27 protein-coding genes, 1 pseudogene and 1 riboswitch are annotated in these 25,716 nt (G+C 68.7%); of the genes and pseudogenes, 8 read left to right on the top strand and 20 right to left on the bottom strand.

The features are described from left to right. The first annotated feature begins 141 nt into the window (after nt 1-141). On the top strand, nt 142-579 hold the full coding sequence (locus TPAU_RS02750; protein ID WP_013125240.1) for a DUF2628 domain-containing protein: 438 nt from the start codon (nt 142-144) through the stop codon (nt 577-579). A gap of 3 nt (nt 580-582) precedes the next feature. Here TPAU_RS02750 and TPAU_RS02745 read toward each other — a convergent pair whose 3' ends face one another. From TPAU_RS02745 to dacB, 5 genes are read right to left on the bottom strand one after another with little or no spacing between them, the layout of a single operon-like run. Next, nucleotides 583-1,893 carry an amidase gene (locus tag TPAU_RS02745; protein WP_013125239.1) on the bottom strand — a complete coding sequence of 437 codons (1,311 nt, stop codon included), beginning with the start codon at nt 1,891-1,893 and terminating at the stop codon, nt 583-585. Further along, complete coding sequence (hpt, locus tag TPAU_RS02740; RefSeq protein WP_013125238.1) at nt 1,890-2,456, bottom strand: hypoxanthine phosphoribosyltransferase; 567 nt, start codon at nt 2,454-2,456, stop codon at nt 1,890-1,892. The genes TPAU_RS02745 and hpt overlap by 4 nt, the downstream gene beginning before the upstream one ends. Continuing rightward, the gene (gene tilS / locus TPAU_RS02735) at nt 2,453-3,391 is read right to left on the bottom strand and encodes a tRNA lysidine(34) synthetase TilS (RefSeq protein WP_013125237.1); all 939 of its coding nucleotides are present in this window, start codon (nt 3,389-3,391) and stop codon (nt 2,453-2,455) included. The genes hpt and tilS overlap by 4 nt, the downstream gene beginning before the upstream one ends. Next, complete coding sequence (locus TPAU_RS02730) at nt 3,388-4,425, bottom strand: zinc-dependent metalloprotease (RefSeq protein WP_013125236.1); 1,038 nt, start codon at nt 4,423-4,425, stop codon at nt 3,388-3,390. Before TPAU_RS02730 ends, tilS begins: the two co-directional genes overlap by 4 nt. Nucleotides 4,426-4,431: 6 nt before the next feature. After that, entirely contained in the window at nt 4,432-5,802 is a 1,371-nt protein-coding gene (gene dacB, locus TPAU_RS02725) for a D-alanyl-D-alanine carboxypeptidase/D-alanyl-D-alanine endopeptidase (RefSeq protein WP_013125235.1), read from the bottom strand. 113 nt (nt 5,803-5,915) lie between these two features. On the opposite strand from dacB, the gene TPAU_RS02720 reads away from it, so the two are divergent. Then, on the top strand, nt 5,916-6,416 hold the full coding sequence (locus TPAU_RS02720; RefSeq protein ID WP_013125234.1) for an inorganic diphosphatase: 501 nt from the start codon (nt 5,916-5,918) through the stop codon (nt 6,414-6,416). Between the two features lie 69 nt (nt 6,417-6,485). Here TPAU_RS02720 and TPAU_RS02715 read toward each other — a convergent pair whose 3' ends face one another. The 7 genes and pseudogenes from TPAU_RS02715 to TPAU_RS02690 form a co-directional block, all read right to left on the bottom strand. Continuing rightward, the gene (locus tag TPAU_RS02715) at nt 6,486-7,163 is read right to left on the bottom strand and encodes a hypothetical protein (protein ID WP_013125233.1); all 678 of its coding nucleotides are present in this window, start codon (nt 7,161-7,163) and stop codon (nt 6,486-6,488) included. 36 nt (nt 7,164-7,199) lie between these two features. Continuing rightward, the gene (locus TPAU_RS23380; protein ID WP_245537873.1) at nt 7,200-8,729 is read right to left on the bottom strand and encodes a tRNA-ribosyltransferase family protein; all 1,530 of its coding nucleotides are present in this window, start codon (nt 8,727-8,729) and stop codon (nt 7,200-7,202) included. Further along, a pseudogene (locus TPAU_RS23375) lies at nt 8,724-10,388 on the bottom strand (MDR family MFS transporter); the annotation flags it as partial. The pseudogene TPAU_RS23375 and the gene TPAU_RS23380, both read right to left, overlap by 6 nt. Then, nucleotides 10,389-10,862 carry a MarR family winged helix-turn-helix transcriptional regulator gene (locus tag TPAU_RS02705; RefSeq protein WP_013125231.1) on the bottom strand — a complete coding sequence of 158 codons (474 nt, stop codon included), beginning with the start codon at nt 10,860-10,862 and terminating at the stop codon, nt 10,389-10,391. 108 nt (nt 10,863-10,970) lie between these two features. Further along, nucleotides 10,971-11,462: a YbaK/EbsC family protein gene (locus tag TPAU_RS02700; RefSeq protein ID WP_013125230.1), complete on the bottom strand. Its 492-nt coding sequence runs from the start codon at nt 11,460-11,462 to the stop codon at nt 10,971-10,973. Nucleotides 11,463-11,489: 27 nt separating this feature from the next. After that, entirely contained in the window at nt 11,490-11,879 is a 390-nt protein-coding gene (locus TPAU_RS02695; protein ID WP_013125229.1) for a hypothetical protein, read from the bottom strand. Between the two features lie 25 nt (nt 11,880-11,904). Beyond that, nucleotides 11,905-13,194, bottom strand: coding sequence for an aminotransferase class V-fold PLP-dependent enzyme (locus TPAU_RS02690; RefSeq protein ID WP_013125228.1), 1,290 nt, complete (start codon nt 13,192-13,194; stop codon nt 11,905-11,907). 65 nt (nt 13,195-13,259) lie between these two features. After that, nucleotides 13,260-13,371, bottom strand: a riboswitch (SAM riboswitch). A gap of 170 nt (nt 13,372-13,541) precedes the next feature. Here TPAU_RS02690 and TPAU_RS02685 point away from each other — a divergent pair. Continuing rightward, the gene (locus TPAU_RS02685; RefSeq protein ID WP_013125227.1) at nt 13,542-14,015 is read left to right on the top strand and encodes a Dps family protein; all 474 of its coding nucleotides are present in this window, start codon (nt 13,542-13,544) and stop codon (nt 14,013-14,015) included. Between the two features lie 18 nt (nt 14,016-14,033). Next, nucleotides 14,034-14,819, top strand: a complete 786-nt coding sequence (locus TPAU_RS02680) for an HAD-IIA family hydrolase (protein WP_013125226.1) — start codon at nt 14,034-14,036, stop codon at nt 14,817-14,819. A 69-nt stretch (nt 14,820-14,888) separates the two neighbouring features. On the opposite strand, the gene TPAU_RS02675 is transcribed toward TPAU_RS02680, so the two are convergent. Next, complete coding sequence (locus TPAU_RS02675) at nt 14,889-16,055, bottom strand: RtcB family protein (protein WP_013125225.1); 1,167 nt, start codon at nt 16,053-16,055, stop codon at nt 14,889-14,891. A 214-nt stretch (nt 16,056-16,269) separates the two neighbouring features. Continuing rightward, nucleotides 16,270-17,457: an MFS transporter gene (locus tag TPAU_RS02670; RefSeq protein ID WP_083773754.1), complete on the bottom strand. Its 1,188-nt coding sequence runs from the start codon at nt 17,455-17,457 to the stop codon at nt 16,270-16,272. A gap of 224 nt (nt 17,458-17,681) precedes the next feature. Here TPAU_RS02670 and TPAU_RS02665 point away from each other — a divergent pair, with 224 nt between their 5' ends. After that, the gene (locus tag TPAU_RS02665) at nt 17,682-18,260 is read left to right on the top strand and encodes a TetR/AcrR family transcriptional regulator (RefSeq protein ID WP_013125224.1); all 579 of its coding nucleotides are present in this window, start codon (nt 17,682-17,684) and stop codon (nt 18,258-18,260) included. 93 nt (nt 18,261-18,353) lie between these two features. Here the strand turns inward: TPAU_RS02665 and TPAU_RS02660 are convergent, their stop codons facing one another. Both TPAU_RS02660 and TPAU_RS02655 read right to left on the bottom strand, forming a co-directional pair. Further along, nucleotides 18,354-18,878 (bottom strand): GNAT family N-acetyltransferase, encoded by a 525-nt coding sequence (locus TPAU_RS02660; RefSeq protein WP_013125223.1) that lies wholly within the window; start codon nt 18,876-18,878, stop codon nt 18,354-18,356. Between the two features lie 9 nt (nt 18,879-18,887). Beyond that, on the bottom strand, nt 18,888-19,565 hold the full coding sequence (locus TPAU_RS02655; protein ID WP_013125222.1) for a DUF3885 domain-containing protein: 678 nt from the start codon (nt 19,563-19,565) through the stop codon (nt 18,888-18,890). A 123-nt stretch (nt 19,566-19,688) separates the two neighbouring features. Here TPAU_RS02655 and TPAU_RS02650 point away from each other — a divergent pair, with 123 nt between their 5' ends. Then, nucleotides 19,689-20,903: an HNH endonuclease gene (locus tag TPAU_RS02650; RefSeq protein WP_013125221.1), complete on the top strand. Its 1,215-nt coding sequence runs from the start codon at nt 19,689-19,691 to the stop codon at nt 20,901-20,903. A 13-nt stretch (nt 20,904-20,916) separates the two neighbouring features. Further along, nucleotides 20,917-21,582: a copper homeostasis protein CutC gene (locus TPAU_RS02645; RefSeq protein WP_218022122.1), complete on the top strand. Its 666-nt coding sequence runs from the start codon at nt 20,917-20,919 to the stop codon at nt 21,580-21,582. Nucleotides 21,583-21,607: 25 nt separating this feature from the next. Here the strand turns inward: TPAU_RS02645 and TPAU_RS02640 are convergent, their stop codons facing one another. From TPAU_RS02640 to TPAU_RS02630, 3 genes are read right to left on the bottom strand one after another with little or no spacing between them, the layout of a single operon-like run. Further along, nucleotides 21,608-22,810, bottom strand: a complete 1,203-nt coding sequence (locus TPAU_RS02640) for an O-succinylhomoserine sulfhydrylase (protein WP_013125219.1) — start codon at nt 22,808-22,810, stop codon at nt 21,608-21,610. 9 nt (nt 22,811-22,819) lie between these two features. Further along, on the bottom strand, nt 22,820-23,233 hold the full coding sequence (locus tag TPAU_RS02635) for a rhodanese-like domain-containing protein (protein WP_041944636.1): 414 nt from the start codon (nt 23,231-23,233) through the stop codon (nt 22,820-22,822). Then, nucleotides 23,230-23,697 carry an Rv0361 family membrane protein gene (locus TPAU_RS02630; RefSeq protein WP_013125217.1) on the bottom strand — a complete coding sequence of 156 codons (468 nt, stop codon included), beginning with the start codon at nt 23,695-23,697 and terminating at the stop codon, nt 23,230-23,232. Before TPAU_RS02630 ends, TPAU_RS02635 begins: the two co-directional genes overlap by 4 nt. Nucleotides 23,698-23,845: 148 nt before the next feature. Here TPAU_RS02630 and TPAU_RS02625 point away from each other — a divergent pair, with 148 nt between their 5' ends. After that, entirely contained in the window at nt 23,846-25,234 is a 1,389-nt protein-coding gene (locus tag TPAU_RS02625) for an FAD-dependent oxidoreductase (RefSeq protein WP_013125216.1), read from the top strand. A 93-nt stretch (nt 25,235-25,327) separates the two neighbouring features. Here the strand turns inward: TPAU_RS02625 and TPAU_RS02620 are convergent, their stop codons facing one another. Further along, the gene (locus tag TPAU_RS02620) at nt 25,328-25,696 is read right to left on the bottom strand and encodes a hypothetical protein (RefSeq protein ID WP_013125215.1); all 369 of its coding nucleotides are present in this window, start codon (nt 25,694-25,696) and stop codon (nt 25,328-25,330) included. Nucleotides 25,697-25,716: the final 20 nt, after the last annotated feature.

The following is a 25,716-nucleotide window of genomic DNA, read 5'->3' as shown; positions in this document are numbered from 1 at the left end:
CTCGTAGTCCTTTTCCAGCGGCGGGCGCGGGTAGCCGCGCAGGTCGACTTCCCAGGTTACCGTGCGCCCCGCACGTGTCGCCGGGCGCGGCCGTGCGCCCTGGGCGAACATGTCCGATTCGGCCCGGATAGGGTTCGCCGCGTGACCGATCCCCAGTATCCCCAGGCCCCGGTGGCCGCACCGTCGCCCACGTGGAACAGCCGCTTCGACTTCTACAACACCTATGGCCATCCCTCCGCATCGGCGCACGGGGCGGCCGCGTTCAAGCAGTTGTCCTTCGGGGAGCGGTTCCGGCTCACGGCGAACGGTCCGGCGTTCTTCTTCGGCCCGATCTACTTCGCGATCAAGGGACCGTGGCGCAAGGGTCTGAGCCTGTTCGGCGTCGCCGTCGCGATCAGCGCCCTGATCGGCGTGATCGAGCTGGCCTTCGACATCTCGTTCCCCGCTGCCGGGTTCGGCGCCGCTATTGGCGTGCTCTATTCCACGGCCGCGAACTGGGCGTACTACCAGCACGTGGCCTACGGCAGCACCAGCTGGAATCCGTTCGAGGGTGTTCCGCTGCTGCGGGCCCGGAAGTAGGGCTCAGGCCTCGAGCTTCGCGGCCACGGCCAGCAGATCGGCCTCGCCGCCCGGGCGTGCGATGAGCTGCACACCCTCACCGCGGAAGGGCACCGACATCGCGGGCCAGCCCAGTAGGTTCCACAGGCTCGGATAGGGCGCATAGTTCAGGCTCGCGGCTGCGCTGGCCACCCACGGCAACGCGCTGTACCGGCGTGCCTGCGCAGGCCGGCGGGCCAACGTCGGGGTCACCAGGACGTCGATCCGCTCATTCGCGAAGAACCGCTCCAGCTCGGATTCGATGGCCGCGGCATCGGCGGGCCGCACCAGGCCTCGTGCCGTCACGACCCGTCCGAGCGCGGCGTGCCTGCGGGTTCGGGCCTGGAGCAGTGCGGCAGTGGCGCCGCGGGCGACGATATCGTCGGCATCGGTGGCGGCCGCGGCCACCCACCGGGCCAGCAGCGGCAGCGGCGACGCCGGATAGGGCACGCGCACCTCATGCACCGAATGCTCCCGAGCCGTGAGGACAGCGGTGGCATCGCGCACCGCCGCTGCGATGGTGCGCGAGGTGACGGTGGCCGGGGTCGGACGGTTGAGTCCGAGGCCGATACGCAGCCCGGCACCCTCGCCGATCTGCGCGAGCTCGGGCCGTCCGGCCATCACCGACAGGCCGAGGGCAGCGTCCCCCACGGTCCGGGTCATGGGCCCGTTCTCGGCCATGCCGAACCAATTCGTGGGGCCGAGCTCGGCGGGGACCACGCCTCGGCCGGGCTTGATCGTCACGATCCCGGCGGCCGCAGCGGGTCCGCGCAGCGAGCCCAGGCCGTCGTTGCCGTGGGCCAGCGCGACGTGTCCGGCGGCCACCACCGCGGCACTTCCGCCGGAGCTGCCACCCGGGGTACGGCCGGGACGATGCGGGTTGGCGACCACGGCCTCCGCATCGTCGGTCATCGCCCACAGGCACAGCTCGGGTACCCGGGTGAGGCCGACCACCACGGCACCCGCCGCGCGCAGGCGCTTCACCACGGGGTGATCGCTCCGTTCGACCGGCAGTCCGGCGCCGCATTCGGCGGACACTCCATCGAGGATCCGGTGCCCGGACACCGCCACGTTGTCCTTGATCGCGATCGGCACACCCGCCAGCGGCAGTGCGTACCGGTCGGGGCGCGCGTCCACCGCTGCGGCTTCGGCGAGCGCTTCCGCGGGACGGAGCACCCGCCAGCCGTTCACCTCGTCGTCACCGATGCGGGCCAGTGCCTCGCGGGTCGTCTCGACGGCGGTGTGCCGGCCCTCGCGTACCCCGTCGGCCGTCGCCGCAGCGGTGAGCAGGGTCATTCGCTGTAGACCTTGGGCTCCAGGATGCCGATGTAAGGCATATCGCGGTACCGCTCGGCGTAGTCGAGCCCGTAGCCGACGACGAATTCGTTGGGGATGTCGAAGCCGACCCACTTCACGTCGACGTCCACCCGCACGGCGTCGGGCTTACGCAGGAGCGTGACCACTTCGAGCGAGTTCGGCTGCCGTGTCGCGAGGTTGCGCAGCAGCCAGCTCAGCGTGAGACCGGAATCGATGATGTCCTCGACGATGAGCACATCACGGCCGGCGATATCGCGGTCGAGGTCCTTGAGGATGCGCACCACGCCCGAGCTCGACGTCGACGAACCGTAGCTCGAGACGGCCATGAACTCGAGCTGCGTGGGCACCGGTAGCGCCCGGGCCAGGTCGGTCACGAACATGACCGCGCCCTTGAGCACGGTGATCAGCAGGAGGTCGGTCTCCCGGTCTCCGTATTCCTCCGCGATCTGCGCCGCGAGTTCCGCAATCCGCTGCTTGATCTGCTCCTCGGAGAGCACCACCGAGGCGATGTCTCCCGCGTACAACTCACCCGTGCCGTTCACCACGCACTCAGAATGCCACCTGTGCGGTGCACCTGCAGCCGCCGCCCCGCACTTCCGCCCGGCACCGCGGCCGGTCCCTGGCCGTGCCAGTCGCTGACCAGGGCATCGACCGCGGCGAGGTGTGCGGCGGTGAGAGCGCGGGCGCCGCGGCCGGCGAGCCAGGCGCGCAACGCCCTTCGCCGGAGCGCGGGCGGCAGATGTTCGATGTCGGCGACCGGAAGCTCATCGCCCGACGGCGCGGGAGTGAGAGCGTCGAGTGCGTCGTTGTCGTCACGCAGCGACGCGGCAGTGCGGGCCAGGGCCTGCGCCACTCCCCCGCCGAGAACCTCTTCCAGGAGCGGAAGCACCTCGTGGCGCAGCCGGACCCGGGTGTAACGCGCATCGGTGTTGTGGGGGTCGTCCCAGGGGTCGAGGCCGAGTTCGGCGCACGCCTGGCGGGTGACGGCGCGACGCACGCCGAGCAGGGGCCGCCCGTAGGGCTCGGCCCAGGCCGCCATGCCGGCGAGCGAGCGGGCGCCAGAGCCCCGACCGAGACCGAGCAGCACGGTTTCGGCCTGATCGTCGAGGGTGTGCCCGAGCAGCACGGGCAGGCCGTCACGGTGGGCGTCGAGTGCGCGGTAGCGGGCGGTCCGGGCCGCGGCCTCCGGTCCTCCGGCGGCGTCGACGATCACGGTCAGGACGTCGGCGCGGCGAGCCCCTGCGCTGCGGGCCTGGCCGGCGGCGCGAGCGGCGGTGGCCGCCGAGTCCGGCTGCAGACCGTGGTCGACGACCAGCGCGACCGGCTCCAGCCCCGCGGCGACGGCTCCGGCGAGCAGGGCCAGGGAGTCCGGACCGCCGGACACGGCGACCGCCACCGTCGACGGTGCGCCGTACCGTGCCGCCCAGTGCTGCACGGCGCGGCGGATCTGCAGGGCCGCGGGGCCGGGCCGGCTCACGGGGCCGGTGCGCCGAGGACGCGGGCCATCCACCGGGCGGGTTCGTCGAACTCCTCATCACGGGGCAGGGTGTCGGGACCGGACCATACGGTGTTGAACCGGTCCATGCCCACGTCGGCCACCACGGCATCGACGAACTTCTTACCGCGCACGTACTGCGCGATCTTCGCATCCACGCCGAGGAGGGCACGCAGCACCCGCTGCAGCGGATTCGCGGGCGAGGCGCGGCGCCGGTCGAAGGCCGCACGGATGGTGGCGACAGTGGGCACCACCGTCGGTCCGGCGGCATCCATCACGTGGTCGGCGTGCCCTTCCAACAGGGTTCCCAGGATCAGGAGGTTCTCGATGGCGGCGAACTGCTCTGCGGGAGCGGCGATCTGGAGTAGCCCGATCACCCCGTCGTGCCGTTTGCCACCGCGCAGTGCGGCGTTCACCCGGTGCAGCAGATCGGCGACTGTGCCGCTGTCTCCGTCGCCGGTCAGAGCGGCAACGTTGTCCCGCATGTGATCCCGCAGCCACGGGTTGGCGGCGAACTGCACCCGATGGGTCACCTCGTGCAGACACACCCACATCCGGAAGTCATCGGGGTCGAGACCCAGGGCGCGTTCGACACGCAGCACGTTGGGCACGACGAGAAGCAGCTCACCGTCGGAGGTGCCGAACGGATCGTATTGTCCGAGAATCGATCCGGAAACGAACCCGAGCATGCCGCCGGCCTGCAGTCCGGCGATCCGGGCTCCGATACCGGGGCGGCCGCTGTGATCGCCGTCGAGCAGAGCGGCCATGGACCGCGCCGCCGCATCGACCCACTCCCGGCGGTCGACGGTGCGCGCCGCCGGTATCCGCGCACCGGTGGCCAGGCCGGTGACGTCACGCACGTGCCGTTCGGCTTCGGCTGCGAAGCCGATGAGCTGGGCTGCGGCGCGGTCGCGGGTGTACGCGGTGGTCGCCGGTCCACCACCGGCGAGCCGTCGCGCGGCGGCGGCCGCGAGCGACCAGTCGACCTGCGGGCTGCGGTGACGGCGGGTGGCCATGGCGATTCAGCGGCAGCCGCAGCCGCGCAGCGCGGCCGTCACCGCGTCCATCGCGGGGCGCGCGACGTCGACGGGGGTTCCGGAGGACATGAGCGTGAAGGTGATGATCGAGCCCTCCCGGTCGGCGACGAACCCGGACAGGGTACTGACGCCGGAGAGGCTGCCGGTCTTGGCGCGGACGTATCCGGCACCGGGCCGGTTCGCAGTGACGTACCGGTCGGCGAGCGTTCCGCTGGAGCCGCCGACGGGCAGCATATCGAGCAGCGGACGCAGCTGCGGCTTGCCGTTCCCGGCTGCGGCGGTGAGGATCTCGTCGAGCACCTTCGCGGAGATGCGGTTCAGCGTGGAGAGGCCGTCGACATCGGAGAGCTCGACGCCCGTGAGGTCGAATCCGGCATTGCGCAGGGCCGCCGTCACGGCGCGGGCGCTGCCGTCGAAGGACAGCGGCTGGCCGCCCGCAGCGGCGACCTCGCGCCCGATGGACTCGGCGAGCACGTTGTCCGAGTGGATCATGGCGTCGCGCAGCCGCACATCGAGCGGTGCGCTGCGCACGGAGGCGAGTTGCGCCGCACCCGACGGAGCGGTCCCGGTCGAGACGGCGGTGGGCGGCAGACCCAGCGCGGTGGCGAGCGCGCGCCCCGCCGATACGGCGGGATCGGGGACGCGCGGCGAGTAGTCCTCGCCGGGGCGAATGCGACCCGCGTCTGCGGTGAGCGCTTGCATCGGCGTCACATCCCCGCCGGCGATATCGGCCCGCTCCCAACCACGAGCCAAGTCGGGGCCGGTGAACAATGCGGTGTCCACCACCACACGGGTGATCTTGGTACCGCCGCGCCGCAGCTGTGCGGCCAGATCGGAGATCTTGGGAGCATCGGTGAACATCGAATCGGATCCCGCGCGCAACGTCGGATCGCCCGCGCCCACGAACACCACTTCGCCCGGCTGTGCGCCGGCGACCACGGTGGTGGTGATCCGCTTGTCGGCCGGCAGAGTGAGCAGCGCGGCGGCCGCTGTGAGCACCTTGGTGGTGGACGCCGGAGTGCGGGGCCGGGCTGCGTCGCGTTCCCAGAGCACGCCGCCCGATGCGGCGTCGGCGATCACGCCGGTGAAGTCGCCGAGGTCGGGGTTCTGCAATGCCGCCGCGATCTGTGCGCGCACTCCCGCCGCGGTGGGAGCGGAGGTGGCGGCCACGGGCGCGATCGCCGGAGTGTAGGCCTGCTCGGCCGGGCGGGGCGGTACCTGCGCGTCGAGGTCACGGCTGTCGCGGTACGCGGCGTACCCGAGGGCCGCGGCGAGAACGCCGACGACGACCAGCGCCAGCACGATCACGGTGACCGCGAGGCGCACGAGGGTTCGTCGGATCCGCGAGCGTGGCACCGCACCACCCTAACGGCACCGTGGCGGCGGGGTGCGGAGTGAGCGGGTCGCATCGAGTGCACAACGGGTATCCTCAGCGTGCATGGTTGTCGCTGAGCGAAGGGAACTACAGCGTGGAATTCGAGGTCACCGTCGAGATCGCTAAGGGCTCGCGGAACAAGTACGAGGTCGATCACAAGTCGGGTCGTCTCAAGCTGGACCGCTACCTGTACACGTCGTTCGGCTACCCCACCGACTACGGCTACATCGAGGACACCCTGGGCGAGGACGGCGATCCGCTCGATGCGCTGGTCCTGCTGCCGGAATCGGTGATCCCCGGGTCGCTCGTGGACTGCCGGGCCATCGGCATGTTCAAGATGGAGGACGAGAAGGGCGGCGACGACAAGGTGCTCGTGGTGCCCGCCGGCGATCCGCGCTGGGACGCCATCCAGGATCTGGAGCACATCGACAAGTTCGAGCTGGATGCGATCGAGCACTTCTTCGTGCACTACAAGGATCTCGAGCCCGGCAAGTTCGTGAAGGGTTCGACCTGGGTCGGAAAGGCCGAGGCGGAGAAGGAGATCGCCGCGTCGATCGCCCGCGCCGAGGCGGCCGCCGAGGGCATCGACAGCTAGCTTCACCCGGACGCGACGAACGCGGCGGCGAGGATCACCTCGCCGCCGCGTTCGCCGTGTGGTGGGCGGTTAGAGCTTGGCCGCGACCCGCTTGACCATGTCCTCGAAACCTGTCCGGTCGAGGGTGCCATCGGCGCCGGGATTGGCGAAGACCATCGCGGTGACGCCGCCCTTGCTGAAGTAGGCGTTCGCGGACTCGGCCTTCTGATCGCCCACCGATCGGGCGAACTCCAGCACGAAGCCCTGCGCACCCGTCCCCGTCGGGAGGTCTTTGCGTGTCGTCGTCTGCTCGACCGCCCCGAGCCGCACCGCGGCGCATTCACCGGTACCGGCCGCCTCGAAGACGGAGAGCTTGGCTTCGGCGGGCAGGAAGTTCACGCCATAGGCCACCTGCTGAGCTCGGGCGACGTTCTGCTGGGTCCCGAACTTCACGGTGTCGGCCACCTCCTGCTGCGCCGCGACGTTCTTGTCCTTGCATCCCGCTGGCGTGATCTCCACGTCCTTCATCTGCTGAACGGCCTGCAACGAGCTCATCAGGGCGGTGTCAGCGGGCACCGTGGTCACGGTGAAGCCCTCGGGCAGATCGGCCTGTACCAGCGCCTTCGACGCGGCCGGCGACGGACCATCGGCCGTGGACGACGGCGCGGCGTCTCCTCCCCCGCCGTTGCCGCACGCCGCCAGGACGAGGCCGCCGACGGCGGCGCCGGCGAGGACGGAACTGAAACGGACCGGATCGAAGCGGCGCACGGGAGTCTCCTCAGACGGTGGAAGGACCGAAATCGGTTAGACCTTAGCGAAGCGCCGCAGGAAGGATTCGGTGAAGGCCGGGTACCGGCCGTCCGTCAGTGCACGCCGGGCGTCCGCCGCGAGGGTCGCGAAGAAGTGCTCGTTGTGCAGGGTGCACAGCGTGACTGCCAGGCCCTCGTTCGCGGCGAACAGATGATTGACGTACGCCCGAGTGAACTCGTCGGCCGGGTTGGCGGGGCCGCGACGATCTGCGCCGGGGTCGATCGGCCGGAAGTCGGCACGCAGCTGGGGGTCCGTGAGGTCCAGGACACCGTCACGGGTGAAGACGCGACCTTCCCGGCCCGCCTCCGCCGCAGCGGTTCCGTCGAACAGGTCGATACCGGCCTCGATGGCTGCGAACAGGTCCGCGGGGGTGGCGACGGTGGCGAGGTGTCGTGGCCGTTCCCGGTCGAGTTCCTCGGTGGCAGCACGCAATTGCAGAGCTTCCGCCGCCGCCGACCGCACTCCATCGATGCGGTAGCCGCCGAACCCGAGCCCGCCCGACTGCACATCCTGTTCGGACAGGCGACGCAGGCCTCGCGCCGCGGCGCGGCGCAGCCCGGCATCGGCGCCACCGGTGACGACGGCCCACAGGGACTGCCGGTCACCGCGGTCGGCGGTCTGCCACGAGTGTTCGACCAGCGCACGGGCCGCCCACTGCTGGCTGCGGTTGACGCCGGCCTCCAGCTGGGCACGGGGTGCGGTGGCGGCAACCGGATCGGCCATGGCGAACGCGATATCGACGCCGATCCGGTGCGCGACGCGCACCGCTTCCTCGGGGTCCCAGCGATGCGCACCGCCGTCGAGGCGGCTACGGAAGGCGATGCCCTCGTCGGTGACCCGGGTCTTCTTCGCGGCGGCGACGGCGGTGATGCCGGTGTCGCCGAGGACCGGACCGGCCCACGCCATGGCCCGACCGATCCCGCCGGCACCCTCGATCATCGCGGTGCCGGGTTGCAGGTACAGCTCGTGCAGATCGACGGTGACGGCCTGCACACCGAGCGCGGCGAGCATCTCGGGGGTGATGCCGGCAACGGCGCCACGAGCGGCGACGGGCAGGTAGGCGGGCGTGGCGATCTCGCCGTGCGGGGTGCTCAACGTGCCGGTGCGCGCGGCGCCCGGGCCCTGCACCTCGATCCGGAATCCGGTGGGATCGGAGGCGCCGACGGCACGCAGCCGGGTGTGGCCGGCGATCGCGCGGTATCCGGTGCGCAGTTCGGCGAGCTCCGCGGCGAGCTCCGCGTTCTGGCTGCGCAGTTCGGCGATCTCGGCGAGCGCCGGATCGACACGGACGGGTGCGGTGCGGTCGTCGTCGGGCGGCACGGGTTCGACGGTACGCGGCCCGGGCGCCCGTGTCTGCCTCGCGACCGCGCGCGATGCGGTGCCGACACCGGTCGTCCCGGGTGGGTGGGCGCCGACGGGAGCCGGGGAGACGGGCGCCGTATCCGCCGCGGCGGCGGGTTCGGGCTCGGCAACGGGGCCACCGGCGAGCACGGCGCCGACGACCTCCTCCTCAATCGTCTCCATGGCGGGTGCGGTACGCAGCGGCACCGACTTCCAGAACAGCACCAGGAGCAGACCGATCGCGGAGAGCACCGTGACCGCCAGGAAGACGGTGTCCATCGAGTCGGCGAAGCCGGCCTTGAACGGGTGAACCAGGGTCGACGGGAGCTTCTGCAGGGCCGAGGTATCGGACATGATCCCGCTCACGGCACTCGAATCGCGCGCGGCGAGCTTGTTCGCGAACTCCTGCGCGGCCTGGCCGTCGTGGCCCGCGGCGGCGCGCTGGAGTGCTGCCGTGTAGTCGGGATCAGCCGCGGCATCGGTCAGTCGCGACTGCATGTTCTTCGGCATCTCCGAGAAGAGCACGGAGAGGAAGACGGCGACGCCGAGTGTGCCGCCGATCTGGCGGAAGAAGGTGGCGGCGGCGGTGGAGACGCCCATGTCCTGGGGCGGAAGGATGTTCTGCATCGCCAGGGTCAACGGCTGCATCAGATTGCCGAGACCGAAGCCGATGAGTGCGGCGCCCGCCATCACGGCCGCGAGGCGCACATCGGCGGTCACGTAGTGCAGCGCCCACATGCCCACGGTGAGCAGCACGGCTCCGATGATCGGGTAGATCCGGTAGCGCCCCGTGCGGGAGATCATCTGGCCGGCCAGGATCGAGCCCATCATCAGTCCCAGCACCATGGGCAGCATCATGAAACCGGCCACCGTCGGGCTGGCACCGCGCACCACCTGGAAGTACTGCGGCAGTAGCGAGATCCCGCCGAACATCGCAGCGCCCACCACCACCGAGATCAGCACGCCCTGCGCGAAGATCCGGTTCCTGAAGATGCGCAGCGGGATGATCGCGTCCTCGCCCATCATCTTCTCGATGATGATGAACGCGAGCACGCCACCTGCCCCGACGGCGTAGCAGGTGATGGACTTGGTCGAGCCCCAACCCCATTCGCGGCCCTGCTCGGCCACGATCAGCAACGGCACGATGCCGACGGCGAGCATGAAGGCGCCCACCCAGTCGATCCGCACCCCCTCGCGGCGGGTGTGCGGCAGCTGAAGGACGCGATACACCACGAGCAGCGCAATCACGCCGATCGGCACGTTCACCAGGAACACCCAGCGCCAGCCGGTGATACCCAGGATGCTGTCGGCGCCGGAGAAGACGCCGCCCAGAACGGGGCCGAGCACCGAGCTGGTGCCGAACACCGCGAGGAAGTAGCCCTGGTAGCGGGCGCGTTCGCGCGGCGGCACGATATCGCCGACGATGGTGAGCGCCAACGACATCAAGCCGCCGGCGCCGAGTCCCTGGACGGCGCGGAACGCGGCCAGCTCGTACATCGATGTGGAGAAGCTGCACAGCAGTGACCCGAGCACGAAGACCGTGATCGCGAACATGAAGAACGGCTTGCGTCCGTAGATGTCGGAGAGCTTGCCGTAGAGCGGCGTCACGATGGTCGACGTGATCAGGTACGCCGTGGTCACCCAGACCTGCAACTGGTAGCCGCTGAGATCGTCGGCGATGGTCCGGATCGCCGTCGAGACGATGGTCTGGTCCAGTGCTGCCAGGAACATGCCGGTCATGAGTCCGGCGAGGATGTAGAGGATCTGCTTATGCGTCAGTGGTCCGCTCGGCACGCCGGCGGCCTGCTCGGGTGATTGGTTCTCCAGCGTCGTCGCCGTCATCTAATCCTCCCGGAGCAGCCGCAGGGCCTGCTCGAACTGGTCGAGGGCACGGCTGCCCAGTTTCACGAACTGCTCGATCTCCTCGTCGCTCCACTCCTGCAGGAGCGGGCGCAGCCGGATGTTGCGCTGTTCGCGGATGAACGCCACCTTGTCGCGGCCGGCCTGGGTCGCGGCGACGAGAGCCGCGCGGCGGTCGGACGGATCGGGGGTGCGTTCGGCGTAGCCCTGGTTGGTCAGGGTGGTCACGTACCGGCTCGCCGTGGACGGGTCGGTGTGGATCTGCTCCGCGAGCACCGAGGAGCGCATGGGCCCGTCCTTCACCAGGGCGAACAGTGCCGAGTACGCGGCCAGCTCCACACCGTCGGGCGCGACGGCATGCCGGGTCATCGCGGCGTGTCGCTCCTTCAACCGGGTGAGGTCGGCGATCACGCGGACCAGGTCCTCGATCCGCTCCGCCCGTTCGTCGTCGGTCATCTCGCCTCCGCAGCATCCTCCTGGATCGCGCGTACTGCGATCACGGGACCAAACTACGTGCAGCCTACAACTACTAAGGCGCGTAGTCGATTCGGGCGAAGCGGCCGATCACGCCGATGTCCGCACTATTGCGGCCCCGGTCAAGGCCACAAGCGCATCGAAATCGGTGCGGAAGAGAGTGTCGTGGGTACCCGCCGCCGCGTACAAGTCCGGATAGTCCCGCAGCGATTCGTCGATCACGGTGCGCAACGCCGACGGATGCCCGACCGGTGAGACGCCGCCGATCACCTGACCGGTGGCCGCGACCACGTCGTCGGGCGTGGCGCGAGAGATCCGGCAGTGGCCGAGCCGCTCCGCGAGTCCGGCGGTGTCCACCCGGTGCCGACCGCTCGACAGGACCAGCAGAGGCGCACCGTCGGCGAGGAAGATCAGGCTGTTCGCGATCGCTCCCACCTCGCACCCCAGTGCCGCGGCAGCCTCGGCGGCGGTCGCGGCGCCGCCGGGCACGACGCGCACAGTATCCGGGTGGCCCGCCGCGACGAGAGCAGCGCGGACCGCCTCGGTGCGTCGGGAGAACGAGCTCTGGTCGGCGTCCGTCATGCCGACCAGTATGCCCCCGACCTGGGGTTACGCGGCCAACAGGGAGGCGATGAGCTGCTGCGTCCGATCTCCGCCCACGGGTCGGAGCACCACCGCGTCGGCCACCTCGGCGGCGTACACGTCCTCGATCAGCGATTTCAGGCCCGACGGGGTGCCCACGTACGTCACACCGTCCGCGGTAGCGCCGAGGCCGGCGTAGCTAGCACGGGCCTGGGCGGCGTGTTCGTCGATCACCACGTCCACCTCGAGCGCCACCGCATCCGGTTCCCGCCCGGCCCGCGCCGCCTCCGCGCGCAGGTAGTCGCGCTGCTTCTGGGCCAGCCGCAAATCGGCGGCGCGTACCCGGGTGAGCTCCGTCGCGGCGGGTTCGCCGTCGACGACGATCACCAGGGCGGGGCGGGAGGCGGTCGCGGTCATCGCATACTCCGTGTTCTCGTGGGTTCTACTTCGGCAGAGCGGTCAGGTCTTCCAGGGCGCGCACCAGACGATGCACATCGTTCTCCGCGGTACCGAGGCCGAGACTGGCTCGGACGGCACCGTCGTAGCAGCCCAATCGGTTAACCACGGGATGGGCGCAGAACTTCCCGTCGCGCACGCCGATCCCGTATCGCGACGACAGGAACTCGGCGACCTCGCGCGGGGTGTACCCGTCCACAGTGAAGGCGACGATGCCCACGCGATCAGTGGAGTCGGCCCAGATCCGCAGCGGCCGCACGCCGTCGAGGCGGGTCAGCGAACCCAGTAGGAGATCGGTCAAATAGTGCTCGTGACGGGCTATCTCGGACTCGCCGAGGGCGGCGATGGCCTCGCAGGCTGCGCCGATCGCGACGGCGCCCAGCACGTTCGGGGAACCGGCCTCGTGCCGCGCGGGGCCGGTGTGCCAGGCCACCTCCACCGACTTGGCGACCGGGGTGCCGATCACCTCGTAGCTGGCGCCGCCGCCGCAGCGGTACGGCTCGGCCTCGTCGAACCAGTCGGCGCGCCCCACGAGGACACCGGAGCCGAAGGGGGCGTACAGCTTGTGCCCGGAGAAGGCCAGGTAGTCGACACCGCTGTCACGCAGCGAGATTCGACGATGCGGCACCAGCTGTGCGCCGTCCACCGCGATCCTGGCGCCGTGCCGGTGGGCCAGCGCGGCGAGCCGGCGGATCGGGAGCACCTCGCCGGTGACGTTCGACGCGCCGGTCACGCTGAGGAGGGCGGCCGGGCGGCGCGCGAGCTCGGCCTCGACGGCCTTCAGGGTGCCCTCGATCGACAGCGGCGCCGACACCACACGGGCGCCGATCCGCTTCCAAGGCAATAGGTTCGCGTGATGCTCGCAGTCGAGGACGACCACCTCGCCGGGCACGCACGCGGCCAGCAGGTTCAGTGAATCGGTGGTGTTCCCCGTGAAGATCACGTGATCGTCGCCGCGGGCACCGATGAAGTCGGCAACGATGTCGCGGGCGGCCTCGTACCGCGCCGTCGAACGCTGCGAGAGGTACCCGGCGCCGCGGTGCACACTGGCGTACTCCGTGAGCGCGGTCGCCACCGCTTCCTGGACCGCGACCAGGGCGGGAGCACTGGCGGCGTAGTCGAAGTTGGCGTAACGGACCGTCGCCCCGTCGGCGAGGGGAACGAATTCGTCGGCGCCCGTGACGCGGGCGATGGGGCCGAAGGCGAGTGGGCCCGCAGACCGCTCGGGGCTGGCGAGGGTCGGAGCCGGGCAGGTGCGATCGAGAATCGTGGTCATCGTGAAACATCCTTCGTGTCAAGGACTCGTCGCCCGATGAGGACCGGCAGTGCCGGACAACGACGAATCCGCGCTTGCCGCGCCCGTTCGGCGCGGCCAGGTCGTCACCCGGAGCACCCCACCGCGGTGGAGGGTTGCCGACCAGCGAGCCGGGGCTTCGCGCTGGCACTCATGACCTGACGCAAGAATGCACTGGGTGGGCAGCGCCCGTCAAGGCTGAAATCACGGCGCGCGAAACTCGGGGTGAGCCTTCTCACCTTTTCTGGAATCGTTCCAATTAACTCGGTAATGTCGTGCGTACCGGGTGAACAGCCCGTCGAGATCCATTCCCCACCAAGGAGGTAACGATGTCGAACCCCATCACCAGCACCCTGTCCGACGAGGCGCAGAAGGTCGCCGGCGATGCCCTGCAGGGCTCCCTCGTCGACCTGATCGACCTCGGACTGATCGCCAAGCAGGCCCACTGGAACGTGGTCGGATCGCAGTTCCGCTCGGTGCACTTGCAGCTGGACGAGCTGGTCACCGATTCCCGCACCTTCGTCGACGAGGTGGCCGAGCGCGCCGCCGCCATCGGCGTGAGCCCGGACGGCCGCGCGGAGACCGTCGCGAAGACCGCCGCCACCGTCGGCTTCGAGGCCGGCTGGCAGCAGGACGACGCCGTGGTCGGTGCGATCGTGAAGAACCTGGCCGCCGTGGTCGCCGCGCTGCGCTCACGGATCGAGGCCACCGAGTCCGCCGATCCGGTCACCCAGGACCTGCTCATCTCGATCACCGCACGCCTGGAGCAGCTGCACTGGATGTGGCAGGCCCAGCAGGCCTAACGGCGTAGATTCAGCACCATGGAGCAGTGGCACTATCTGATGGACATGGACGGAGTCCTGATCCACGAGGATCACCTGATCCCGGGAGCGGACGCCTTCCTCGCGGAACTCACCGCGAACGACACGCCCTACATGGTGCTGACCAACAACTCGATTCGCACGCCGCGGGACCTGCGCGCCCGGCTGCTGGCGACGGGATTGGACATCCCCGAGCGAAGGATCTGGACGTCGGCGTTGGCGACCGCCAAATTCCTGCAGGAGCAGCGGCCGGGCGGAACGGCCTACGTGGTCGGCGAATCAGGTCTCACCACGGCGCTGCACGAGGTGGGGTACGTGCTCACCGAGAACGATCCCGACTACGTCGTCCTCGGTGAGACGCGGAACTACTCCTTCGAGGCGATCACCACGGCGATCCGGCTGATCGAGCGCGGATCACGGTTCATCGCCACGAATCCGGACCCAACGGGGCCGTCGAAGGAGGGCTCGCTCCCCGCCACCGGCGCGGTGGCCGCGCTGATTCGCGAGGCCACCGGCCGGTCGCCCTATTACGTGGGCAAGCCGAATTCGCTGATGATGCGCTCGGCTCTGCGGGCGCTCGGTGCGCATTCGGAGGACACGTTGATGATCGGTGACCGGATGGACACCGACATCGTCTGCGGTCTGGAGGCGGGCCTCCAAACCGTCCTGGTACTCACAGGCATCTCGTCGCGCGAGTCGGTGACGCTGTATCCGTACCGGCCCACCCGGATCATCGACTCCGTGGCGGATCTGGTGGGCGGCACGGACACTCCGTTCCCCGCGTAGTCAAGGACGTTCGGGTCGTTCGGGTACCACCGCTGGTACCCGAACGACCCGATGTCGTGAGCGCCGTTGTCACTGCCCCTTGACGTTGACGATCTGCCGCAGCACGGCGCGCACCGTCACCAGCTCGGCCGCATCGGTCATCACCCTGTCGATCGGCTTGTACGCCTGCGGGATCTCGTCGACGAAGTCCGCGCTATCACGGAACTCGATCCCGGCCATGGCCTCCCGCAGTTGCTCGTGCGTGAACGTCCTGCGCGCCGCGGACCGGGAGTACTCCCTGCCCGCGCCGTGCGGTGAGCTGTTCAGCGACGGCGGGAAGCCCCTGCCCTCGACGATGTAGGACGCGGTACCCATCGAGCCCGGGATCAGGCCGAGCTTGCCCTCGGCGGCCTCGATCGCCCCCTTCCTCGATACCCACACCTCCTTGCCGAAGTGCTTCTCCCGCTTGGTGAAGTTGTGGTGGCAGTTGATCCTCTCGGCCTCGGAGACGGGCGTGCCCACCCACTCCCCGAGTTGCCGGATCACCCGGTCCATCATCTCCTCGCGGTTGAGCAGCGCGAAGTGCTGCGCCCACTTCAGCTCGGCGATGTACCTGCGGAACTCGGGCGTGCCTTCGACCAGGTAGGCCAGGTCCGGGTCCGGCAGATCGATCCACCACTGCCTGCAGAGGCGGGTCGCGACGGCAATGTGCTGCTGGGCGATCTTGTTGCCCACGCCACGGGATCCGGAGTGCAGGAAGGCCCACACGGTGTCGTCCTCGTCGAGGCTGATCTCGATGAAGTGGTTTCCGCCGCCGAGGGTGCCCAGCTGCAGCGCCCAGTTCCCGGCGTACTGCGCGGGATCGAACTCCGCGCGTTCGGCGAGTGCGATCAGCTCCGCGATCCGCGGCTCCGCCGTGGCCACCACCTTCGTGTTGTAACGGCCCGGAGACAGCGGGACCGCCCGCTCGATGGCCTCACGCACCGTCGCGCGGTCGTCTGGAAGGTCGGACTTCGTGAACTGGGTGCGGACCGCGATCATGCCGCATCCGATGTCGACGCCGACCGCCGCGGGGATGACGGCGCCGAGGCTCGGGATGACCGAGCCGACGGTGGCGCCCTTGCCCAGGTGGGCGTCGGGCATCAACGCGATGTGCGGGTAGATGAACGGCAGCTTCGCCGTGGTGATCGCCTGCTCGCGGGTCTTCTCGTCCAGGATGGACGCCCACGAGACCAAGGACTTACTGATCTTCTCCATGTCTTTCTCGTCTCGGTGTGATGATCACCGACCCGAGCGATCGTGCGCGTCACGCGTGAGAACCGGGTCGGCGGTGGAGCGACGGCCCGGGGTGCCGCAGGTTATGCGGACATACCGAACCGGCGGCAGAAGTAGCACTGCCGCAGTTCGGGGAGTTCGCGCATAACCATGCGGTGCACAGTAGCCAACCGAATGGCACCCGTCCATGGACTTTTCAATCGGTACCTGCGAACACCGACCGACGCCGCGCAGCGAGAGCACCGATCGCCACAGTGCCGATGAGCGCGGCCATGATGTGGAAGGCGAGGCGGTAGGCAGCCACATCCCCAGGGATGGACCCGGTCGCCGCGACGAGCGCGGATAGGCCCAATCCGGCACCGACTTGTTTGGTGCAGTTCATGATTCCCGACACCAATCCAACGGCACCTGCCGGTGCGCAAGCCACCGCGGCCTTCGTCAGCGGGAGCGTGAACAGTCCGGCGCCGACCGCGATGAAGACGGCGGGAACGAACACCGCACCGAGGTAGGTGTCGCCGGATTCGAGGCGACTCTGGACCAGGAACCCGGCCGCCGTCGACGCGGCACCGGTCGCGATCAACACGGGTGCGCTGACCCGACGCATCAGCGCGGGCGCCACGCGGAGACCGACCGCGAGCTGAATCAGTGTGTGCGGCAGGAACCCCAGCCCCGCCTGCGAGGGCGTGTATCCGAGAACCTCCTGCATCTGCAGGCTGAGAAACATCCACATCGGCACCAACGCGGCGCCGGCCAGGAACACCCCGGCGTTGCCCCAGCGGATCGGCCGCGACAGGAAGACCTCACGCGGTACGAGCGGATACGCAGAGCGCCGGTCGCGCACGACGAACGCGCCGACCAGTATCGCGCCGAGGCTCGCAGCCACCCCGGCGTCGGCGAATTCCCGCTGCCCCGCTGCGCTCACCGCGTAGGCGAGGGCGAAAAGCCCGGCGGTGACCGCCGCGGCAGGCACTCCGTCGATACCGGGGCGCGGGCCGCTCACCCGGCCCGGTACGGCCCGCACGGCGAGCACGAGGGCGACGACACCCAACGGCACGTTGATCAGCAGCGTCGCGCGCCATCCGGCGTGCTCGGTGAGCAAGCCACCGAGCACGTTCCCGGCGGCGCCACCAGCAATGCTCATGGCGCTCCACCAGGCCATGGCCGATGTGCGCGTCCGATCGTCGACGAAGACCGACGTGATTGTGGCGAGCGTCGCGGGAGCGAGGACCGCCGCGGCGGCGCCCTGGGCGCAGCGCCCGACGAGCAGCACCTCAGCGGTCGGCGCAGCGCCTGCGAGCAGGCTCGCCGCTGCGAACGCCGCGGATCCGGTCACGAAGGCAGCCCGGACGCCGAGGACATCGGAGAGTCGGCCGCCGACCAGCAGAAAGCCGGCGTAGGGACGCGGTCACGACCCACTGCTGCGTGATCGTGGTGAGCCCGAGGTCCTCGCGCACGGACGGTAGCGCGACGTTAACGACGGACACGTCGAGCGTGATCACCAGCTGCGCGAGACACACGGCGACGAGAACACTTCCGCGCACGCCCCTCCTTCATACGTCAGATGTATCATTACGCATGTGATACAAATATATCAACAAAGGAGGGTTCGTGCCGCGCACCGTCGACCATGGCGAACGACGCTCGGAGCTGACCGACGCCGTGGCTCGCATCGCTGCACGCGACGGCCTGCAGGCCGTGACGATGCGAGCGGTCGCGGCGGAGGCGGGAGTGTCGCTGCGGCTCGTGCAGTACTACTTTGAGAACAAGCACGGGTTGCTGATCGGCGCCATGCGGCGACTGGAGGAGCAGTCGAACGCCCGCTGGCGTGCACGGCTGTCGAATACCGCCGATCCGCGAGCGATGTTGCACGCCTTCATATCCGAAGCCCTACCAACCGATCCGGAGAGCACAGACTTCTATCGGGTCAGCGCCGCATTCGGCGAACTGGCGCGGACGGATACGGAACTCGCCGCCGAACCCCTCGCTGGCGGGCTCACGCGACTGAGGTCGACGGTTCTCGACACCTTTCGCGCCGCCGACCTCCCGCCCGATGCCGACCCGGAGGCAGAGACCGACGCGCTGATCTCCCTGTGCAACGGCCTCAGCACCGCAGTGCTACTCGGCCATCACACCGCCGACCGGGCCGTCGCGATCGCGAGCTATCACCTCGACCGTGTATTCCGCTGACGTCTACGCAAAAGCCACTGAATTGGTCCATGTTTCAAGTGAAACAGTTGTCAGTCGGCGCTCGTGGCCTTGCATTCCGAGCATCCTCTATTGTCACTCGACGACAGCGGAGAGTTCCTCCGCTGTCAGAGGACGGTCTGCGAAAACCAGCCTGATCACCGTCGGGTCCGGATTGCCCGCATCCGGTGCGCGGTGGACGAGCGACAGGCCGACCTTCTCCGCCACCCGCGCGGAGGCACGATTGTGTTCGACGAGGTAGGCGACCACCGGGAGTGAATCGTCATGCCGTCGCGCGGCATCGACCGCCGCTTGCGCAATCATCGTGGCCAAACCTCGCCCCTGCACGTCCGCAGCGAGGCGATATCCGAGGTTCCAGAATGCGCCACGGCGACGATCACATCCGCCGTAGCCGATGATCGAATCGCGATTTCGCACGATCGAGGGGCCGAGGCCGTCGACCTCCCACTGCATCATCCACCTGTTCACCAGCGACCGGGTCTGGTCGATCGATGAGGGGCGCAAACTCGGATAGTGGGTCCACACCCTCGGGTCGGAGACGATGACATGCAGGTCCGCTACATCGGCCTCGGTGGGGCGGCACAGGTTCAGGTCGTCCACAACTTCCTCCTAGAGCCCATGGTCCCAGGGCGAGCGCCACTGCGCGAACAGCTCGGACACTCGATCTCGTTCAGCTGGTGTCGCCAGGATGAGGTCTGAGCCGCCGTCGTAAGGGTGGTGGACCCAAGAGACGGCCGAGTCCGTCACCATGACGTCGAAGGCGCGTTCGTCGGCGACGGCGCGAAACAGTTCCCGCAAGGCCGGTGCGTGTCGGTGGACACGGTGCACGTACAGGTGAGCCCAGGCCTGTTCCTCTCCCTCGTCCTCGCCCTCCGAGACGCTGCGCCAATAGCGTGGACGTGGAAGCAAACCGGTCAGCAGCGACGAGCGGCGGACGGGGCGCGGCGACATCGCGAACGAGAACGAACATGTCACCACAGTCAGGATCTCCTCGTCCCCGCGTAGCTCGTCGAGAACGGCGAAGTAGCGCCGCAGCAGCTCGGCATACTCCTCCTCAGTATCCGCATAGCGCTTGCTCCCCGGGAGACTGTGCAGCCGTACCCACCTGCTGTTGTGTACGCCGCGAAGGTCGATCGCACGCAAGGGAGTGTCACCGAGGATCCTCGTCCACGCGGCGTCGAACTCCGCGATGTCCGCCGCTGTCGGCCGCTGGATCCCGGCCAGGTCGCGCTTCGACGATGCCCGCTCCGTGTGGGATCGCACGTTCTCAGCCTTCTGTGAGCGCATGGCATGAACGCTAAGCGATCAAGCCTCTCCATGCCACGGGGGTGATCGGTCGAACTGAAAACTGCTGAATAGGTTGATGTTTCAAGTGGGAAACTTGTCAGTCGGTGGTCGTAGTGTGTGAGCATGGAAGTAGAAGACGTCAGTTCCAGCGCGGCGGGTGGCGAGGTGATCGCAGGACTCGGTGAACTGGAGCGGTTGCGGGCGCGGGTGGTGTTCAATCAGTACCGGTTGATCGTCGAGCTGTTGCGCACTCGGGTGTGTGAGCGGATCGCCGCCGGGGTGGCACAGGAGCGGTGGGAGGCCGGTGTCGCGTCCGAGGTGGCGCTCGCGCTGCGGGTCTCGCCGCACCGGGCGACGGCGATGCTGTCGCGGGCGAAGACCCTCGAACGCGACCTGCCGGCCACCTTGTCCCGATTGCGTGATGGAGATATCTCTCCGGAGGCGGTGGAGGTGATCGTCGCCGGTGTTTCGCATCTGGAACCACGCTTGAAAGGCGAGGCCGATACCGTGCTGTGCGGGGAAGGTTTCGCGGCGTCGGGGCTCGGGCTGAAACGGTTGCAGGATCGGGTGAAGGAAGTCTCCTATCAACTCGACGCGCAGGCCACGGTCGACCGTGCGGCGCTGGCGGCGAAAGATCGTCGGGTCACGATCCGTCCGGCACCGGACTGCATGGCGCGGGTATCGATCCTGCTGCCGGTCGCCCAAGCCGTGGGCCTGTACGCAGCGGTGAAGACGGCCGCCGACAGCGTCTTCGGCACACCCGGCGAATCACGCAGTCGCGGGCAGATCATGGCCGACACCGCGTTCGCGCGGATCACCGGCCGCGACGCCGCGGACGGTGTGCCGGTCACGGTGAATCTGACCATGCCCGCCACCGTTCTCCTGGGTGAGGAGTCGGGGATCGCGCACCTGACCGGCGGCGGCACACTGCCGGCAGAGATCGCCCGGCACCTCGTCGGCAGAGCGTCGGAGAAGGCGATCGGATGGGTCAAACGCCTCTACGTGCAACCGGACTCGGGTGCGGTCGTCGGGCTCGATTCCCGCTCCCGGCTGTTCCCAGCCGGGCTGGCGGAGCTGATCGCAGCGCGGGATCGGTACTGCCGCACCCCGTACTGCGACGCCCCGATCGCGCACACCGACCACATCACCGCACACGCCCACGGTGGCGCCACCAGCCTGCACAACGGGCAGGGACTGTGCGCCGCGTGCAACTACGCCAAAGAAGCCGCGGGTTGGTCCAGCCGCACCGTCGACGATCCGAGCGGGCGGCACACCGTCGAAACCCGCACCCCGACAGGACATCTCCACCGATCCACCGCACCGCCGCATGCGGCGTGAGTACTCTGACGTCGTGACCGGACTCCTCGAAGTCATCGCCCTCACCGCGGCCGACGCTGTCGCGGCGCAGGAGGGCGGGGCCGATCAGGTGGAGCTGGTCGCCGATATGGCGGCGGACGGACTCACTCCCGAAGCACCCACCGTGACCGCGGTCCTTGGGGCCGTGGATATCCCGGTGCGCGTGATGCTGCGACTGAGCGCGGGCTTCGCGGTGGGCGATGTCGATGAACTGCTCCGCCGTGCGAACATGCTGCACGACGCGGGCGCCGACGAGTTCGTACTCGGCTTCCTCGCCCCCGACGGTTCCCCAGACCTTGCGACGATCGAACGGATCGTGCACGAGCTCCACGGCGCCCCCTGGACTTTCCACCGCGCCATCGATCACTGCTCGAACCGAGACGACCTGCGGGCAAGCATCTCCGGACTCACCGGGTTGGACGCGATTCTCACCGCGGGCGCCGCCGACGGAGTGGATGCGGGGATCGACGTTCTCCTCACCGAAGAACCAGGGCCGCAGCGGATCCTGGTCGGCGGCGGTCTGCGGATCGATCATCTCCCGCGCCTGCGGGCCGCAGGCATCGACGGCTTTCACGTCGGCAGCGGAGCACGCCCGAACGGCTGGTGCTCCCCCGTGTCGGCGCCGGCGGTACGACTGTGGCGGAACGCGATCGACGACTGACGCGCAGCTACCACCCGCCCCAGAATCAGCCCAGTGCGCGGTCCAGATCGGCGATCAGATCGTCCACGTTCTCCAGCCCCACCGACAGGCGCAGCATGGAATCGGTGAGGCCGATCTTCGCCCGCCCCTCCGGTCCGGTTGCCCGGTGCGTGGTGGTGGCGGGGTGGGTGATCAGCGACTTGGCATCGCCGAAGTTGTTGGAGATGTCGATCACCTGGAGCCGGTTGAGGAACTGGAAGGCCCGATCCTTACCGCGCACATCGGAATCCGCGAGTTCCAGGGTGATCACCGTACCGCCGGCCTTCATCTGCCGCGTGGCCAGCTCGTGCTGCGGGTGCGAGGGCAGGAACGGGTAGAGCACCTTCGATACGCGCGGATCGGCGTCGAGAAATTCCGCCACCTTCTGCGCATTCGCACTGATCCGCTCGGCGCGCAGGTCCAGCGTCTCCAGCGCCTTCACCAGAACCCAGGCGTTGAACGGTGCCATCGCCGGGCCGGTATGCCGCATGAGCTGCTTGACCGGACCATCGATGTAATCGAACGCACCGAGGATCGCACCGCCCATCACGCGGCCCTGTCCGTCCATCGACTTGGTGGACGAGTGCACGATCACATCGGCACCGAGTCCGAAACAGTCCTGATACCCGACGGGCGTGAAGCCGGCATCGAGCACCACCTGGGCGCCCGCCGCATGGGCGAGATCGGCGACGGCGCGAACATCCACCAAACCCTGCATCGGGTTCGCCGGCGTCTCGAAGAACACGGCCTGGGCCGGAACGCTGAGCGCCTCCTCCCACTGGGCAAGGTCCTCGCCATCCACGAACACCGTCTCGATTCCCCAGCGCGGCAGGATCTCGTTGCACACCACGTAACAGGAGCCGAACAGCGAGCGTGCCGCCACCAGCCGGTCGCCGGCCTGCAGCAGCGCGCCGAGCGCAGTGAACACCGCCGACATTCCCGACGCGGTCGCGAAACAGGCCTCTGCACCTTCGAGCAGCCGCAGCCGCTCCTGGAACATTGCCACCGTCGGATTGCCGTAACGGGAGTAAACGAACCGGTCGATGTCGCCGTTGAACGCCGCCTCGGCGGCCTCGGCGCTGTCGTAGGTGTACCCGGAGTTGAGATACAGCGCCTCGGAGGTCTCCTCGTGGTTGCTGCGCAGCAACCCGCCGCGAACACCGATCGTCTCCGGGTGGACTCCGTCGGGAAGGGCGTTGAACTCCGTCATGGTGCGAGTCTAGAACTGCCGCCAGGGGAGCCCTTCGGCCCGCCAGCCCACGGCCCCGCGGTGCCCTTCGGCGTCGAGGCCGCCCTCGAAACCGTCGAGCACATTGAAGGCACGCTGTATGCCCGCCGCCGTGGCCGCCTCTGCGGCGCCGATCGACCGGTGCCCGGAGCGGCACAGGAAGGCCACGGGCGCATCGTCGGTGACGCCCTTGCGGCGGAGCTCGTCGACGAAAGTCGCGTTCAGCGCACCGTCGGGATAGGTCTGCCATTCGACGAGCACCACGGCGCGGCGTAGCACCGTGAGGTCCGGGATGCCGACGTAGTTCCACTCGGCCTCGGTGCGGCAGTCGACGAGGACGGCGTTCGGATCGTCGTGCAGCAGCTGCCAGGCTTGAGCCGGCGTGATGTCACCTGCGTAGGTCACGAGCACTTCTTCCACTTGCCGTCCTCGCGGACGAACTTGGCCTGTTCGGTCTTCTCGGGCGCCTTGCTGTACTTGATGACCAGGTCTGCGGTGGCGCTGTCGCCGTTGACCTGCACGTTCTTAATGCCGTTCTCGTCCAGCGTGGCATCACCCTCGCGCTCGACGGCGGCCTTGCGGGCGTCGGCGAAGCCGGCTTCCTGCGGGAAGTCCGGGGCGGAGCGATCCTTGGCGCAGGTATTGGCGACCAGATCGGCGTACCGGCCGTGGTTGAGCGCGCCGTAGTACTGGCCCACGGTCTGACTGATCTGTCCGGAATCGGGAACCCGCTGTTCGGACGGGCGGATGAAGTTCCAGGTGAGAATGCCGCCGATGGCGATCACCGCGATGACCAGCGCGATCAGGAAAGGAGTCGCGGTGGTACCCCGTGCGTCGCCCTGGTCCGGCGTGTCCTTGTCTGCGGTCACGTCAAGCCTCTACCCTCTTGCTACTAGAACACGTTCCAGAGGTGGTGCGGGTGGGATGGACCACCCGCACTAGGAACGGTCCATTAGTCCGCACTAACCTGGTGTGGACATCAACTGCTGGTTTGCACACAAAGGTAGCCGACACTCAATGACCGAACAGAACCGCCCGTTGCGGGTAGCGATCGTGGGTGCGGGCCCCGCAGGCATCTACGCGGCCGACGCACTCATGAAGTCCGACGAGGCCAAGGACCCCGGCGTCAGCATCGATCTCTTCGAGAAGATGCCCGCCCCGTTCGGCCTGATCCGCTACGGCGTCGCCCCGGACCACCCGCGCATCAAGGGCATCATCACCGCCCTGCACAAGGTGCTCGACAAGCCGCAGGTCCGGCTGCTCGGCAACCTCGACTTCGGCAAGGACTTCTCGCTGGCCGAGGTGCGTAAGCACTACGACGCGGTGATCTTCTCGACCGGTGCCGTCGCGGACCGCAATCTCGACATCCCCGGCATCGACCTGGACGGCAGTTACGGTGCCGCCGAATTCGTGGCCTGGTACGACGGGCACCCGGACTTCTCGCGCGAGTGGCCGCTGGAAGCCGAGAAGGTCGCGGTTCTGGGGGTGGGCAACGTCGGCCTCGATGTGGCTCGCGTGCTGGCCAAGACGGCCGACGAGCTGCTCCCCACCGAGATCCCGCCGAACGTCTACGAGGGCCTCAAGCAGAACAAGGCCACGGAGGTGCACGTCTTCGGTCGCCGGGGCCCGGCGCAGGTGAAGTTCACCCCGCTCGAGCTCAAGGAGCTGGACCACTCGCAGACCATCGAGGTGGTCGTGAGCCCCGAGGACATCGAGTACGACGAGGGCTCGGCGAAGGCCCGGCGTGAATCGAAGATCACCGACCAGGTGGCCGTGATCCTGGAGAACTACGCGATCCGCGAGCCGAACAACCGTCCGCACAAGCTGTTCATCCATCTCTTCGAGTCGCCTGTCGAGATCCTCGGCGAGGACGGCAAGGTCGTTGGCCTGCGCACCGAACGCACCGAGCTGGACGGGACGGGCAACGTTAAGGGCACCGGCAAGTTCACCGACTGGGAGCTGGGCGCCGTGTACCGCGCCGTCGGCTACCTCTCGAACGACCTGCCCGAGATCCCCTTCGACGATCAGGCCGGCGTGATCCCGAACGAGGCCGGCCGCGTCATCGACGCTGGTGAGCACATTCCCGGCGTCTACACGACCGGCTGGATCAAGCGCGGCCCCGTCGGCCTCATCGGCCACACCAAGGGCGACGCCAACGAGACCATCGCCTGCCTGCTGGAGGACTTCCACGCGGGCAAGCTGAACCAGCCGGCCGACCCGTCGCTCGAAGGCGTGACGAATTGGCTCGACGATCACGAGACCCCCTACACCACGTGGGACGGCTGGTACCGCCTCGACGAGCACGAGCGCAGCCTGGGCGAGGCCGAGGGCCGCGAGCGCGTGAAGGTCGTCGAGCGCGACGATATGCTCGCAGCATCCGAGCCGAGTAAGGTCCAGCCGAGCTAGTTCCGGACCCCAGTACGACGGTGCCGCCGTCCCGATTCTTCGGGGCGGCGGCACTTTTCGCTCACGCTGATTCTAATTCGGAGTGCGTGCCACTCACTGCCACGTGAAGCCGAACGGTCCGTGCGTACACGTGAGCATGCCCCCGATGCCGACCCGTTGCGCACCGACCGCGGTGCATTTCTCGCCCGTCTCCGGGATTCCGGTGCTGCGATCCTGCCAGCGGCCGCCCCGACACCGGAGCCCGGGCGCAGTGTCGCCGATCGAGCAGGCCTTACCCTCGCGCGGCGGCGCGTAGTCGTGTTGCCATGTGCCTGCTCGACACTCGTATCCGGGCTTCTCCTCGAACATCCGGCACTCGTCGTCGCCGAACGGGCTACCCACCGGACTCGCCGACGCGGCGAGCGGGCTCATCGATACCGCGACCGCGGCCCCCATCATCGCGACCCAACGCAGCGCATGCATCGCATTCCTCCCCCTTGTTG

The sequence above is a fragment of the Tsukamurella paurometabola DSM 20162 genome (assembly GCF_000092225.1).
GTDB lineage: Bacteria > Actinomycetota > Actinomycetes > Mycobacteriales > Mycobacteriaceae > Tsukamurella > Tsukamurella paurometabola.
The sequence above is the reverse complement of the archived record's forward strand: the minus strand, read 5'-3'. Positions and strand labels throughout refer to the sequence as shown.